The following is a 14,178-nucleotide window of genomic DNA, read 5'->3' on the forward strand; positions in this document are numbered from 1 at the left end:
TGGCGGGCACGTCCCAGGCCAGGACGCTGCGCATGGTCGCGGGCCACCAGGTCCGGCCGCGCGTGTGAACCGGGCGGTTCCGGCCGTGCAGCGCCTGACTGGGCAGGTTTCTACTTGGGGCAGGGTGAGGAGGCCGGTGTCCAACGACGTCGCTCCTTCGACGGAGGACACGGTGCAGCCGGGTGATGCGAACGGCGCGCCCGGCGATGACGCACGAGCCGCGCCGGCCGACGACGCGACTCATGATCTTGAAGTCACGCAGCCCCTGGCCCCCGGTGATGAGCCGGGCGGCGGGTTCGGCCTGGCCAGCGCGCCGACCGGTCGCCGGGTGCGTGCCCGTCTCGCCCGTTTCAACGCGCCGTGGCAGAGCGCCCAGGTCAGCGAGGTGCTCGAACCGCTGATCGCCACGCACCGCGCCAGCCACCCCAAGGCGGACGGGCGTGCGCTGCAACGCGCGTTCGATGTGGCCGCCCGGTGGCACTCGGGGCAGTACCGCAAGTCCGGCGACCCGTACATCACGCATCCGCTGGCCGTGGCGACGATCCTGGCGAACCTCGGCATGGACACCACCACGCTGGTGGCCGCGCTGCTGCACGACACGATCGAAGACACCGACTATTCACTGGACGCCATGCGTGCCGACTTCGGCGGCGAGGTGGCCCTGCTGGTCGACGGCGTGACCAAGCTCGATCGGGTGAAACTGGGCGACGCGGCGAAGGCGGAGACGATCCGCAAGATGGTCGTGGCGATGGCCAAGGACCCGCGCGTGCTGGTGATCAAGCTGGCGGACCGGCTGCACAACATGCGTACCCTGACGTTCCTGCCGCGTCCGAAGCAGGAGCAGAAGGCCAAGGAGACCCTGGAGATCCTCGCTCCGCTGGCGCACCGGCTGGGCATGAACACCATCAAGTGGGAGCTGGAGGATCTCGCCTTCGGCACCCTGTTCCCGAAGCGGTTCGAGGAGATCAACCGGCTGATCGGGGAACACCAGCCGCAGCGCGAGGCGCTGCTGCGCCAGGTGACCAACAAGGTCCAGCTCGACCTGAAGGCCGCCAAGATCAAGGCGGAGGTCACCGGCCGGCCGAAGCATCTGTACTCGATCTATCAGAAGATGATCGTGCGGGGGCGGGACTTCAACGACATCTACGACCTCGTCGGCGTGCGCGTCCTGGTCGACACGGTCCGCGACTGTTACGCCGCGCTGGGCGTGATCCACGCGAACTGGCAGCCGGTGCCCGGCCGGTTCAAGGACTACATCGCGATGCCGAAGTTCAACATGTACCAGTCGTTGCACACGACGGTCATCGGACCCAGCGGCAAGCCGGTCGAGATGCAGATCCGCACATTCGCGATGCACCGCACGGCGGAATTCGGCATCGCGGCGCACTGGAAATACAAGGAGCAGAAGGGCGCGACGATCGTCGGCCCGCCGGCGCACATCGACGAGATGACCTGGCTGCGGCAACTGCTCGACTGGCAGCGTGAGGCGAGCGACCCGTCCGAGTTCCTGGACGCGCTCCGGTTCGACCTCTCCAGCCAGGAGGTCTACGTCTTCACGCCGAAGGGCGACGTCATCCCGCTGCCCACCGGGTCGACGCCGGTGGACTTCGCCTACGCGGTGCACACCGAGGTCGGGCACAAGTGCATCGGTGCCCGGGTGAACGGCAAGCTGGTCCCGCTGGAGTCGCCGCTGTCCAACGGCGACGTCATCGAGATCTTCACGTCGAAGTCCGCGACGGCCGGCCCGACTCAGGACTGGCTGGGCTTCGTCAAGAGCCCGCGGGCCCGCACGAAGATCCGGCAGTTCTTCAACAAGGAACGCCGCGAGGAAGCGATCGAGGTCGGCAAGGAGTCGATCGTCAAGGCGATGCGTAAGCAGGGCCTGCCTCTGCAACGCATGCTGACCAGCGAAAACCTCACCACGATCGCGCGCGATCTGCACCTGGGCGATGTCGCTTCGCTGTACGCGGCGGTGGGTGAGAACACCGTGTCCGCCCAGTCCGTGGTGCAGAAACTGGTCGCCGGCTTCGGCGGCGAGGAAGGCGCGGTCGAGGACATCGCGGAGACCGCCGTCGCGACCCGGCCGCCGCGCAACCGCAGCGCGGCTCAGGACCCGGGCGTGGTGGTCAAGGGCGTCACGGACGTGTGGGTGAAGCTGGCGCGATGCTGCACGCCGGTGCCCGGCGACTCGGTCTTCGGTTTCGTGACCCGCTCCGGCGGGGTGAGCGTGCACCGCGACGACTGCGCGAACGCGGATGACCTGCGTGCGCAGCAGGAGCGGGTCGTCGAGGTGAACTGGAAGCCGACCAGCGCGTCGACGTTCCTGGTGGCGATCCAGGTGGAGGCGCTGGACCGGCAGAAGTTGCTGGCGGACGTGACCCGCGTGCTGAGCGAGGAGCGGGTGAACATCCTGTCCGCCACGGTGACCACGACGCGGGACCGCGTGGCGGTCAGCCGGTTCACCTTCGAGATGGCAGACCCGAAACACCTCGGGCATCTGGTGGCCGCGGTGCGCAAGGTGGACGGCGTGTTCGACGCCTACCGCGTCACGTCGGGCGCCTGACCTGCCGCGTTCCACCGGAGTGAGGGCAGTGGCGACGTCCGGCAGCCGACAGCCCGTTGCCGCGGCTCGACGTGCCCGCCCGCGCGTACTGCCGTGGTCGCTTGTCTGATGTTCGGCCCGTCCACGGCCGTCGATCTTGAACTTAAGGTGCCCGACTAAGCGCGGAATTACCGACTTGTCCGACCGCTAAGTCCAAGATCGACTCGGCAGCGCGTCCCTGGGCGGCCGATCTTGGACTTCCTGGTCGGACAAGTCGGGAATGCCGTGTGGGAACCGGCCCGAAAAGTCCAAGATCGACGGGGTGGGGGGGGTGGGCGCGGCGGGGCGACGGGGCGGCGTGGGGTGGCGGCGGGGCGGGGTGGCGGCGTGGGGTGGCGGGGTGGTGGGGTGGCGGGGTGGGGAGTAACCCCACCCCGCCCACGCCTTGGTCAGGCTGCGGCCATGGTCAGATCCTTGATGACGACCTCTTTCTTGGGGTGGCCGTCGCCCGGCTGGTTCGCGTCGTCGCTGCCCGCCTTCGCCACGTCCTTGACGATCTCCATGCCCTTGGTGACCTTGCCGAGCACGGTGTAGTCCGGCGGCAGCTCGGTGTCGCCGTAGACGATGAAGAACTGACTGCCGGTGCTGCTCGCCGCCTGCGTCTTCGCCATCGCGAGGGTGCCCTCGGGGTAGGCCGGGGTCGCCGACGTGGGCAGGTTCTCCTCGGCGTACCGGAAGCTCGGGCCGCCCGTGCCGTCGGTGTCCCGGTATCCCTTGCCGGTTGCGGTCGGGTCGCCACACTGCAGCACCTTGATGCCCTCGGTAACCAGGCGGTGGCACTTCGTGTTGTCCCAGAAGTTCTTGCTCGCCAGGTACTCGAACGCAGCGGCGGTGCACGGCACCTTGGAGCGGTCCACGGTGGCCGTGATGGCGCCCAGGTTGGTGCTCATGGTCAGCGTGTCGGTGCCGGTGTTCGGCGCGTTCGGCGGGGGAGTGCCGACGTCCTTGACCTTGGCCCCGGTGTCCCCGCTCTCCGGGATCCACTTGCAGGCCACCGTGCCCGCGGGCGGGGCCGCAGCATTGGTCTTCGTGTCGTCGTCCGAGCCGAGGCTGCTGACCAGCCACACGGCCACGCCGGCGATCACGACGACGGCGATGGCCGAGCCGATGATGGCTTGCTTCTGGCGGCGCTTGCGTGCGGCCTCGGCGCGCTCGGCCATCTCCTTCTCAAGCCGGGCCCGCGCCGCCGCGCGCTGCCGGTCCTTTATCGACGACACGGTCTTCCTCCTGTGGTGTCTGCCTCGCGTGTCAGGATGCGGTGCTCGCGGACGGAGCGGGAGCGGCGCCGACGGTCAGCGACTGCACGACGACCTTCTCCTTCGGCTTGACCTCGGCGCCGGATCCATTGTCCACCGTCGGGATCTTGCCGATCTTCGTGACGGTGTCCATGCCACTGGAAACCGTGCCGACGATCGGGTATTGCGGATCCTTCGGGTCGTAGTCCTTGAGGAAAATCAGGAACTGGCTGCCGTTCGTGCCCGGTGGGACGCCGGTCAGCGCCACGGTGCCCGTGGGGTAGAGCGGCGCCGCGTCCGGAGTGGCCGAGGCGGAGGGCGCCGGGGCGGGCGGCACGTTCTCGTCATAGAAGCTGTACGTGGGTCCACCCTGTCCGGTGCCGCTGGGGTCGCCGCAGTGCAGCGCGCCCTCGGTGGTGATCTCGTAGCACTCGGTGTTGTCGTAGAAGTTCTTGCTCGCCAGGTAGCGCAGGCTTGCCGCACTGCACGGCGCCGACGTGAGGTCGAGATCCACCACGATGGGGTCGCCCTGGTTGGTAGTGACGGTCATCGCCTCGGTCCCGGACGTTGGCAGGCCGCTGGTCGGCGGCGTGCCCACGTCCTTGAGGTCCGGGTTGCTCTCGGCGCTCTGCGGTGTCCACGCGCACACGTCCGCCGCGGTGGGATCATCGGGTTTGGAGTCGAAGACGCCGCCCAGCCAGGCCACACCGACCGCGATCAGCACGACCGCCACGCCAGCGCCCACGCCGGCCTGGATGCGCCGGCGCCGACGCTCCCGTGCGGCACGGCGTGCCATCTGCCGGTCGTATTTCGCGCGCGCCATTTTGCGCTGCCGGTCCTTGCTGGGTGCCACCGAGTGCTGCCTTCCTCGTCGCTGTCGGCGCGAGCGTCACCGCCGGCGCGGGTGTGCCACGCCTCACGCCCGCAAGAGTGTACGGCTACGGCCTGAGAATGTGGTGTGCGGCCGTCCGGCTAGGCTCGGTAGGATCTACATCGCTTTTTCGCGAAGGGGGTACGCCGTGCTCGTGACCGGCTTCCCGGCCGCGGCGTTCGGTACCAACTGCTACGTCGTCGCCCCTGGTCCCGGCGAGCAGTGCCTGATCGTCGACCCGGGCATCGGCGTGCTCGACCGGCTCGACGAGGTGCTCGCCGAGCACCGGCTGCAACCGGCGGCGGTGCTGCTCACCCATGGCCACCTCGACCACACGTTCTCCGTCGCGCCGGTCTGCGGGGCGCGCGGCGTCACGGCGTACGTGCATCCGGGCGACCGGGAGATGCTGGCCGACCCGGCCAAGGGCCTGAGCATGGACCTAGCCCAACTGGGTGCCAGCTTGCCGTACGCGGAACCGGAGGATGTGGCCGAGCTGACCGACGGCGCGACGCTGGCGCTGGCCGGCCTGGAGATCACCGTCGACCATGCGCCGGGCCATACCGGCGGGTCGGTGATGTTCCGGCTGCCCGGCGCCGCCGCGTCGTTCGACGCGGAACAGCTCTGCCTCTCCGGCGACGTGCTGTTCGCGGGCTCCATCGGGCGCACCGACCTGCCCGGCGGCGACGGCGAGACGATGCGGGTCAGCCTGCGGGACAAGGTCTTGCCGCTGCCCGACGACACGGTCGTGCTTCCCGGCCACGGTCCGGCCACCACCATCGGCCGGGAGCGCGCGACCAATCCGTTCCTGCGGGATCTGGCCGCCGCCCGGTAGGTCCCGCAGTCAAGACCCCAGTTTCCAGCACGACCTGACGGAAGACGGAGTACCCAGTGCCCATTTCCGGCTTCCCCGAGTGGATGCCGCCGCAGCGGATCATCGAGCAGAACGTCGTCGACACCATCCGGCGGACCTTCGAGCTGTACGGCTTCGCGCCGCTGGAGACGCGCGCGGTGGAGCCGCTGGACCAGTTGCTGCGCAAGGGGGAGACCTCCAAGGAGGTCTACCTGCTGCGGCGTCTGCAAGAGGATCCGGCGTCCGGCGGCGGGGACGACGCGCTCGGCCTGCACTTCGACCTGACCGTGCCGTTCGCCCGGTTCGTCACCGAGAACGCCGGCCGGCTGCACTTCCCGTTCCGCCGCTATCAGATCCAGAAGGTGTGGCGGGGTGAGCGGCCGCAGGAGGGGCGCTACCGGGAGTTCCTGCAGGCCGACATCGACGTGGTGGACCGCGACACGCTGCCGTTCCATTACGACGCCGAGATGCCGCTGGTGCTGGCGGACGTGTTCCGCTCGTTGCCGGTGCCCGAGCCGCGCATCCAGGTGAACAACCGCAAGGTGTGCGAGGGTTTCTACCGTGGCCTCGGCCTGTCCGACACCGATCAGGTGCTGCGCACCGTGGACAAGCTCGACAAGATCGGCCCGGAGAAGGTGTCCGCGCTGCTGGTGGAGACGGCCGGGGCGAGTGACGCGCAGGCGGCGGCGTGTCTCGCGCTTGCCGGGATCTCCGCCGCGGACGGCTCGTTCGCCGACCGGGTGCGCGCGCTGGGCGTGTCCGACCCGCTGCTCGACGAGGGCCTGGAGGAGCTGGTGCGGGTGGTGGAGGCGTCCGCGGAGCACGCGCCGGGGCTGGTGGTCGCGGACCTGAGGATCGCCCGCGGCCTCGACTACTACACCGGCACGGTGTATGAGACGCAACTGCGCGGCTACGAGCGCTTCGGGTCGGTGTGCTCGGGCGGCCGGTACGAGAACCTGGCGTCTTCCGGCTCCGAGCGCTTCCCGGGCGTGGGCATCTCGGTCGGCGTCTCTCGGCTGCTGGGCCTGCTGTTCGGCCAGGACGCGCTGTCGGTGTCGCGTCAGGTGCCGACGTGCGTGGTGGTGGCGCTGCCGAGCGAGGAGCGCCGCCGCGACTGCGACCGGATCGCGTCGGCGCTGCGCAGCCGCGGCATCGCGACGGAGGTGGCGCCGAGCGCGGCGAAGTTCGGCAAGCAGATCCGGTTCGCGGAACGCCGCGGCATCCCGTTCGTGTGGTTCCCCGGCGAGCCGGACACGGTGAAGGACATCCGGTCCGGCGACCAGGTGGAAGCGGACGCCTCCACCTGGCTGCCGCCGGACGGCGATCTGGCCCCGGCCGTCGCGGCCCGCTGACCCGGACCGGGCCGGATCGGCGCGCCGGCCCGGATCAGCGCACCGCGGTGGTGGCCGCGGCGGCGCGTCGCAGGTCGGGCAGGGAGCGTTGCAGGTCCGGCGGTGCGGTCCGGGTGGCGGAGCCGGCCGGGGTGGACCCACAGAGTGCGGTGGTCAGGAACTGGACGAGGGCCGCGTCGATGGGATGCAGCTCGTTCGGTGAGTTCTGGTAGTAGGCCATGTTGTGCGCGTACGTCACCTGGACGCGGCCGTCCTCGCTGTGCAGGGAGATGGTCTGGTGGCCGATGGTGCCGCCGTCGTGTCCCCAGAAGATGCCGCAGGGCAGCGTGGCGGTCGCGAGGCCCAGGCCGTACCCGCCGGCGCCGGTCTGCCCCGGGTCCACCGGCACGGTGACCTTCATCTCGGCCAGCCAGTGTGTGCTCAGCAGCCGTCCGCCCAGCAGCGCTCGGAAGAACGTGTTCACGTCGGCCGCCGTGGACACCATCTCCCCGGCTCCGTAGGCCCAGCTCATGTTGTAGCGGGTGAAGTCGCGCAGCGCGCCGTCCGGCGGCCAGGGCACGTACGCGTGCATGTGCGGGCCGTGGATGTCCGGGTCGGCGCCTTCGAACGTGGTGTGGCGCAGATGCAGCGGGCGCAGGATGCGCCGGTAGATCTCCCACCGGTAGCTGTGCCCGGTGAGGTGTTCGATGATCAGGGCGGCGAGCACATAGTTGGTGTTCGAATAGGACCATGCCGCCCCGGGCGCGTTCGTCGATCCGGCGCCGGCGCCGATGCGCACCAGCTCCTCCGGACGGTACGTGGTGCGGCCCAGGTCGATCAGGTCCTGCGGGGAGGTGAGTAGTTCGGTGTCGTAGTCGCCGATGCCGCTGGTGTGGTTCAGCAGCATCCGGACGGTGACCTCGCGGGCCAGGTCGGCCGGGAGCAGGCCGTGGCGCAGGTAGCGCCCGATCGGCGCGTCCAGCGCCACCCGGTGTTCCGCGGCGAGCTGGACCATGGTGGTGGCCACGAAGGTCTTGGAGATGCTGCCGATCCGATGCCGCATGCCGGGCCGGACCGGCGCGCCGGTCTCGATGTCGGCCACGCCGGTGGCCAGCCGGACGGTGCGGCGGCCGTCGCGGACCTCGGCGAAGGCGCCGGGCATCCCGGCGGCGTGCACCGCGTCGAGCTGTCGCTGCAGCAGGGCGCGGTTGGGCCGGCCAATGGTGGCGGTCGCGCCGGCGGTCGCCGCGGTGGTCGCCGCGTTCGCACCGGCGGGTGCGGCCAGGGCCGTGGAGGCGGCCAGGGCTGTGGAGGCGGTGAGTGCGGTCGAGGCGATGAGGACGGTCAGGGTGCGTCGCATCATGCCTCGCAGTGTGGCGCGGCGGCGCCAAGGGTGTCGTCCCGCGAGCGGCGGGTGTCATGGGTCCGTCGCGCGGAGGATGACGCGCGGAGATGGACGAGTTAACTCATTCGACATGTTTCGATACTCGGAGTGAAACTCGCCGTTCCTAGCTTTCGGATCAACTCCACGGGCGAAGGGACAGCCGCATGTCACTCCACCAACGAGCCCGCATTCTCCTCTCCCTCCTGATGGTGTCGTCCGTTGTGGTCTCGATGTCCGCCTGCGTGGACGATCCGGATTCCGGCCGCGCCGACGGAGACACCATCAAGGTCGGTGTGTTGCATTCGCTGAGCGGCACCATGGCGATTAGCGAGGTGACCGTGCGCGACTCCGAGCTGCTCGCCATCGAGCAGGTCAACGCCGCGGGCGGGGTCCTGGGCAAGAAGCTCGAACCGGTGGTCGAGGACGGTGCCTCCGACTGGCCGACGTTCGCCGAGAAGGCGCAGAAGCTGATCAGTGAGGACCGGGTGGCGACCACCTTCGGCGGCTGGACGTCGGCCAGCCGCAAGGCGATGCTGCCGGTGTTCGAGCGCAACAAGCAACTGCTCTGGTACCCGGTGCAGTACGAGGGGCTGGAGAGCTCGCCGTACATCTTCTACACCGGGGCGACCACCAACCAGCAGATCGTTCCGGCGCTGGACTATCTCAAGGAGAAGGGCAAGAAGACGATCTTCCTGGTGGGCAGCGACTACGTCTTCCCGCGCACCGCGAACAAGATCATCAAGGCGTACGCGGGTGCGAACGGCATGCGGGTGATCGGCGAGGAGTACACCCCGCTGGGCAACACCGAGTACTCCACCATCGTCAACAAGCTGGGCCAGGCCAAGCCGGACATCGTCTTCAACACCCTCAACGGCGACAGCAACGTGGCGTTCTTCAAGCAGTTGCGCAGCGCCGGGTTCACCGCGGACACCATGCCGACGGTGTCGGTCAGCGTGGCTGAGGAGGAGGTGGCCGGCATCGGACCGGCCAACGTGGCCGGTCACCTCGTGGCCTGGAACTACTACCAGACCACGCCGGGCGCCACCAACGACGCGTTCGTCACGGCGTACCGGGCGAAGTACGGCGCGGACAAGGTGACCTCCGACCCGATGGAGGCCGGGTACAACGCGGTCAAGCTGTGGGCCGCCGCGGCCAACAAGGCGGGCAGCGTCGAGGTGGACGCGGTCAAGAAGGCGGCGGCCGGGATCAGCCTGGACCTGCCCGAGGGCAAGGTCACCATCGACGGCGAGAACCAGCACGTCTACAAGACCGCGCGGATCGGCGTGATCCAGCCGGACGGCCAGATCAAGGAGGTGTGGAACTCCGGACAGCCGATCAAGCCGGACCCGTATCTCAAGAGTTACCCGTGGGCGGCGGGGCTCGCCTGATGGGCGCCCTCAACCAGTTGGTCATCGGGGCGAGCATCGGCGCGGTGCTGCTGCTCGCCGCGCTGGGCCTGACCTTCACGTTCGGACAGATGGGCGTGATCAACATGGCGCACGGGGAGTTCATCATGGCCGGCGCCTACACCGCGTACGTGCTGCAGCCGCTGGCCGGGGGACAGGCGGTGCTGGCCGCGCTGCCCGTCGCGTTCGTGGTGGCCGGACTGCTCGGGCTGGTCCTGGAACGAGTGCTGATCCGGCGCTTCTACGGCCGCCCGCTGGACACCCTGCTGCTGACGTTCGGTGTCAGCCTGATCCTGCAACAACTAGCCCGGGACATCTTCGGCGCGCCCAACGTGCAGGTACGCGCGCCCGGCTGGCTCACCGGTGGCGTCGATCTGGGCGGGCTGCGCATCCCGTACAACCGGATCTTCATCCTGGTGCTCGCGGTCGGCTGCGTGGTCGGCATCTCCTGGTACCTGGCCCGTCTCAAGCAGGGGCGGCGGATGCGGGCGGTGATGCAGAACCGGCAGCTTGCCGCGGTCAGCGGGGTGGCCACCGAGCGGGTGGACCAGCTCACCTTCTTCGTCGGTTCGGGCCTGGCCGGGCTGGCTGGCGTCGCGCTGACCCTGATCGGCCCGGTCGGGCCGACGCTGGGCAGCGCGTACATCGTGGACGCCTTCCTGGTGGTGGTCGCCGGCGGGCTGGGCCAGTTGCGCGGGGCGGTGATCGCGGCCTTCACGCTCGGCGTGTTGAACAGTTTCGTCGAGTTCTGGACCGCGAACGGGGCCAGCTTCGCCAAGGTGGTGGTCTTCGCGGTGGTCATCGGCTTCCTCCAGGTGCGACCGCAGGGCATGTTCGTGCTCCGGTCGCGGGCGCTGTCGTGAGGCGGCTCGTGGCCCCGGCGGGTCTAGCCGTCTCCGCGGTGCTGCTGCTCGTGGTGGCGCCGCTGGTGCTCAGCCCGTTCCGGCTGGATCTGCTGGCGAAATACCTGTGCTACGCGATTGTCGCGGTCGGCATCGCCCTGGCCTGGGGCCGCGGCGGCATGCTCACCCTCGGCCAGGGGGTCTTCTTCGGGCTCGGCGGCTACGCCATGGGCATGCATCTCAAGCTGGCCGAGGCGGGGCCGGGCAAGCTCCCGGACTTCATGTCCTGGAGCGGCGTGGAGTCGCTGCCGCTGCTCTGGAAGCCGTTCGCCAACCCGGTGTTCACGCTGGTCATGGTGGTGCTGCTGCCGGTGGTGGTGGCGGTGCTGCTGGGATCGCTGGTCTTCCGGCAGCGGGTGCGCGGCGCGTACTTCGCGGTGCTGTCCCAGGCGCTGGCCGCGGCCTTCGTGATCCTGCTGGTGGGTCAGCAGGGTCTCACCGGCGGCACCAACGGCCTGACGAACATCCAGCACTTCTTCGGGCTGGACCTTTACGACGACGCCGACCGGCGCCTCCTCTATCTGATCGTCGCGCTCGTGCTCGGCCTGGCCTATCTGGGCGTACGGCAACTGGCGGCCAGCCGGTACGGGCAGCTCCTCGTGGCGATCCGCGACGGGGAGGACCGGGTGCGCTTCCTGGGCTACGACCCGGCGCTGGTGAAGACGGTCGCGTTCGCCGTCTCGGCGGCGCTGGCCGGTGTCGCGGGCGCGCTGTTCGTGCCGGTGGTGGGCCTGCTCACGCCGGCCAACCTGGGCGTCGTCGCGTCGTTGGAACTGCTGATCGGCGTGGCCATCGGCGGGCGCTACTCGCTGGCCGGCGCGGTCGGCGGGGCGTTGTTGTTCAACTACGCCAAGACCGTGTTCAGCGAGGAACTCCCGGATAGCTGGCTGTACGTCCAGGGCGCGCTGTTCGTGGTGGTCATGGTGTGGGCGCCGCGGGGGATCGCGGGTCTGGCCGGGCAGCTCCGCGACCGGTGGGCCCGGCGTGGTCCTCTCCGCCCGGTGTCGTATCCGGCCGGGGCGGACCGGCCGCAGGAGGTGAGCACGTGAGTGAGGCGCTGCTGGAGGTGCGCGGGCTGAACGTGGTGTTCTCCGGCTTCCACGCCCTGACCGACCTGGACTTCACGCTGCGGCGGGGGGAGCTGCGGTTCCTCATCGGACCCAACGGCGCCGGCAAGACCACGCTGATCGACGTGATCACCGGTCTCACCCGGCCGGCTTCCGGGTCGGTGCGGTTCGACGGCCGGGAACTGGTCGGCCGCCGCGAGCACCGCATCGTCCGGGCCGGCGTGGGCCGTACCTTCCAGACGTCGGTGGTGTTCGAGGAACTGTCCGTGGTGGACAACCTGGACCTGGCGGCCGGATTCCGCCGACCGTTGCCGGCCCTGCTGCGTCGCCGGCGGGGCGTGTCCGACGCGGTGGCCGCCGCGCTGGACACCATCGGCCTGGGCGATCTCGCCGACCGGCCCGCCGGCGTGCTGTCCCACGGTCAGCGGCAATGGCTGGAGATCGGCATGCTGGTGGTGCAGCGGCCCCGGTTGCTGCTGCTGGACGAGCCGGTGGCCGGGATGAGCCGCGACGAGCGGGACCGCACCGGCGAGTTGCTGCGCACGGTGGCGCGCGACCACACGGTGCTGGTGGTCGAACACGACATGGACTTCCTGCGCCGGTTCGCGAGCACGGTGACGGTGCTGCACGAGGGCCGGCTGCTCTGCCAAGGCACGGTCGCGCAGGTGCAGGCCGACCCGCGGGTCCAGGAGGTCTATCTGGGACGGGCGAAGGAGGCAGCCTGATGCTTGAGGTCGGGGGACTGCACGTCTCGTACGGGCGTGCGCAGGTGCTGTTCGGGGTGGACCTGTCGGCGCCGAGCGGGTCGCTGGTGTGCCTGATGGGCCGCAACGGGGTCGGCAAGACCACGCTGCTCAAGGCGGTGACCGGGGTGCTGGCGCCGCGGTCCGGCACGGTCCGCTTCGACGGCCGGGACGTGACCCGGATGCGCACCCACGAACGGGTGCGTCGCGGGCTGGGTTACGTGCCCCAGGGGCACGAGACGTTCCCGCAGCTCACCGTCGCGGAGAACCTGCAGGTCGCGCGGGAGGCGGCACCCGGCGCACGCCGGTCGGCGACCGACGACGCGCTGGACCTGTTCCCCGCCCTGGGCGCGCTGATGAAGCGCCGGGCCGGGTTCCTCTCCGGCGGTCAGCAGCAGCAACTCGCCATCGCCCGCGCGCTGGTCACCGAGCCCCGGATGCTGCTGCTGGACGAGCCGACCGAGGGCATCCAGCCGTCCATCGTGCAGCAGATCGAGGAGGCGATCGGCCGGTTGCACGCCTCGGGGCTGACCATTCTCCTGGTGGAGCAGTATCTGGATCTGGCGCTGCGGCTGGCCGACCGGTTCGTGATCCTGGACGCGGGGGAAGTGGTGCGCTCCGGGGATGCCGAGCAGTTGCGCGACGAGTCGGTGCGCGCGCTGCTCGCGGTCTGATGGCGAGGTCGGCTCAGGCGGCGGGCGCGGCGGCGCCGGGCACCTCCAGGATCATGCAGCTAGAGGTGGCGTGCGCGACCAGCCGTCCGGCCGTGTCGACCATCCGGGCCTGCGCCAGCGCGGTGCGCCGGCCGCGCTGGATGACCTCGCCGGTGCAGGTCAGCCGCCCGGACTCGACGGTGACCGGGCGGAGGAACTTCACGTTCAGATCCAGGGTGGTGTAGGAGACCCCGGCGGGCAGCATGGAGTGCACCGCGCACGCCGCCGCGGTGTCCAGCATCGTGGAGATGACGCCGCCGTGCACCGTGCCCAAGGGGTTGTAGTGGAACTCCCGGGGCTCCAGGGCGAACGTGACCCGGCCGTGCTCGGCGTCCACGCCCTCGGCGTCCAGAAGCTCCATCACCGGCGGCCGGGGGAGGTCGCCCTTGGCCAGGGACCGCAGCATGTCGAGGCCGGACAGGCGGCCCAGCTCACCCACGTGCGCGGCCGGGTCGGTCCAGGTGAAGGTGCGGCTGCGCTGGGTCTCCGTCATGGACGCAGCGTTACACGGCTTGCTAGGTCTGTCAACGAGACCTAGCCTCGTGTGACATGACTCCTCCTCCACCGGTCGCGCTGGACTATTCGATCGAGACCTGCACCATCGGCCGGGCCATGGAGATCCTGGGGGAGCGGTGGACCGTCGTGGTGCTCCGGGAGATCTTCAACGGGATACGCCGATTCGACGACATGCGCCGGCGCACCGGCATCCCGCGACAGGTATTGACCAACCGGCTCGCCTCGCTGGTCGGCCACGGGCTGCTGCGCCGCGAGCCGTACCGGGAACCGGGTGCCCGGCTGCGTCACGAGTACCGCCTGACCGGCAAGGGTTTCGACCTGTACCCGGTGCTCATCGCGGTCGCCGAGTGGGGCAACCGCCACCTGGCCGAGCCGGAGGGGCCACCGCTGCTGTTCGCGCACCGCGGCTGCGAGGCGCGGGTGCGGGTGGAGGTGCGGTGCGAGCATGGCCACCAGCCGATCCCGCCGCGTGAGGTGGCGGCGCGACCGGGGCCGGGTGCCCGCCGCCGGCCGGAAGCCTGGCCGCCGGGCGATTCTCCGTATTAGCGCAATGTTTCC

The 14,178-nt window shown here is 70.0% G+C and carries 13 protein-coding genes; 9 read left to right on the forward strand and 4 right to left on the reverse strand.

What is annotated here, in order from left to right; genetic code table 11:
- Positions 1 to 136: 136 nt before the first annotated feature.
- Entirely contained in the window at positions 137 to 2,563 is a 2,427-nt protein-coding gene (locus tag IEY73_RS09955; RefSeq protein WP_189078828.1) for a RelA/SpoT family protein, read from the forward strand.
- Between the two features lie 428 nt (positions 2,564 to 2,991).
- Here the strand turns inward: IEY73_RS09955 and IEY73_RS09960 are convergent, their stop codons facing one another.
- A complete protein-coding gene (locus tag IEY73_RS09960; RefSeq protein WP_229715708.1) occupies positions 2,992 to 3,819 on the reverse strand; it encodes a peptidylprolyl isomerase in 828 nt (275 codons plus the stop codon).
- 31 nt (positions 3,820 to 3,850) lie between these two features.
- Entirely contained in the window at positions 3,851 to 4,690 is an 840-nt protein-coding gene (locus IEY73_RS09965) for a peptidylprolyl isomerase (protein WP_189078829.1), read from the reverse strand.
- A 166-nt stretch (positions 4,691 to 4,856) separates the two neighbouring features.
- Here IEY73_RS09965 and IEY73_RS09970 point away from each other — a divergent pair, with 166 nt between their 5' ends.
- Together IEY73_RS09970 and hisS are read left to right on the forward strand one after the other, a co-directional pair.
- The gene (locus tag IEY73_RS09970; protein WP_189078830.1) at positions 4,857 to 5,540 is read left to right on the forward strand and encodes an MBL fold metallo-hydrolase; all 684 of its coding nucleotides are present in this window, start codon (positions 4,857 to 4,859) and stop codon (positions 5,538 to 5,540) included.
- Positions 5,541 to 5,596: 56 nt separating this feature from the next.
- The gene (gene hisS / locus IEY73_RS09975; protein WP_189078831.1) at positions 5,597 to 6,910 is read left to right on the forward strand and encodes a histidine--tRNA ligase; all 1,314 of its coding nucleotides are present in this window, start codon (positions 5,597 to 5,599) and stop codon (positions 6,908 to 6,910) included.
- A gap of 34 nt (positions 6,911 to 6,944) precedes the next feature.
- Here hisS and IEY73_RS09980 read toward each other — a convergent pair whose 3' ends face one another.
- On the reverse strand, positions 6,945 to 8,192 hold the full coding sequence (locus IEY73_RS09980) for a serine hydrolase domain-containing protein (protein ID WP_373292765.1): 1,248 nt from the start codon (positions 8,190 to 8,192) through the stop codon (positions 6,945 to 6,947).
- 287 nt (positions 8,193 to 8,479) lie between these two features.
- On the opposite strand from IEY73_RS09980, the gene urtA reads away from it, so the two are divergent.
- The 5 genes from urtA to urtE are packed head-to-tail and all read left to right on the forward strand — an operon-like array spanning position 8,480 to position 13,065.
- The gene (gene urtA, locus IEY73_RS09985) at positions 8,480 to 9,661 is read left to right on the forward strand and encodes an urea ABC transporter substrate-binding protein (RefSeq protein ID WP_229715710.1); all 1,182 of its coding nucleotides are present in this window, start codon (positions 8,480 to 8,482) and stop codon (positions 9,659 to 9,661) included.
- Positions 9,640 to 10,542, forward strand: a complete 903-nt coding sequence (urtB, locus tag IEY73_RS09990; protein WP_229715711.1) for an urea ABC transporter permease subunit UrtB — start codon at positions 9,640 to 9,642, stop codon at positions 10,540 to 10,542. The genes urtA and urtB overlap by 22 nt, the downstream gene beginning before the upstream one ends.
- Positions 10,539 to 11,630: an urea ABC transporter permease subunit UrtC gene (gene urtC / locus IEY73_RS09995; protein ID WP_189078833.1), complete on the forward strand. Its 1,092-nt coding sequence runs from the start codon at positions 10,539 to 10,541 to the stop codon at positions 11,628 to 11,630. Before urtB ends, urtC begins: the two co-directional genes overlap by 4 nt.
- Positions 11,627 to 12,373 (forward strand): urea ABC transporter ATP-binding protein UrtD, encoded by a 747-nt coding sequence (gene urtD / locus IEY73_RS10000; RefSeq protein ID WP_189078834.1) that lies wholly within the window; start codon positions 11,627 to 11,629, stop codon positions 12,371 to 12,373. The genes urtC and urtD overlap by 4 nt, the downstream gene beginning before the upstream one ends.
- Positions 12,373 to 13,065: an urea ABC transporter ATP-binding subunit UrtE gene (gene urtE, locus IEY73_RS10005; RefSeq protein WP_189078835.1), complete on the forward strand. Its 693-nt coding sequence runs from the start codon at positions 12,373 to 12,375 to the stop codon at positions 13,063 to 13,065. The genes urtD and urtE overlap by 1 nt, the downstream gene beginning before the upstream one ends.
- A 13-nt stretch (positions 13,066 to 13,078) precedes the next feature.
- Here the strand turns inward: urtE and IEY73_RS10010 are convergent, their stop codons facing one another.
- Positions 13,079 to 13,597, reverse strand: coding sequence for a PaaI family thioesterase (locus tag IEY73_RS10010; RefSeq protein WP_189078836.1), 519 nt, complete (start codon positions 13,595 to 13,597; stop codon positions 13,079 to 13,081).
- Between the two features lie 56 nt (positions 13,598 to 13,653).
- Here IEY73_RS10010 and IEY73_RS10015 point away from each other — a divergent pair, with 56 nt between their 5' ends.
- Positions 13,654 to 14,166 (forward strand): winged helix-turn-helix transcriptional regulator, encoded by a 513-nt coding sequence (locus IEY73_RS10015; RefSeq protein WP_189078837.1) that lies wholly within the window; start codon positions 13,654 to 13,656, stop codon positions 14,164 to 14,166.
- Positions 14,167 to 14,178 lie beyond the last annotated feature (12 nt).

Source organism: Mangrovihabitans endophyticus, assembly GCF_014646155.1.
GTDB classification, from domain to species: Bacteria; Actinomycetota; Actinomycetes; order Mycobacteriales; family Micromonosporaceae; genus Actinoplanes; species Actinoplanes endophyticus.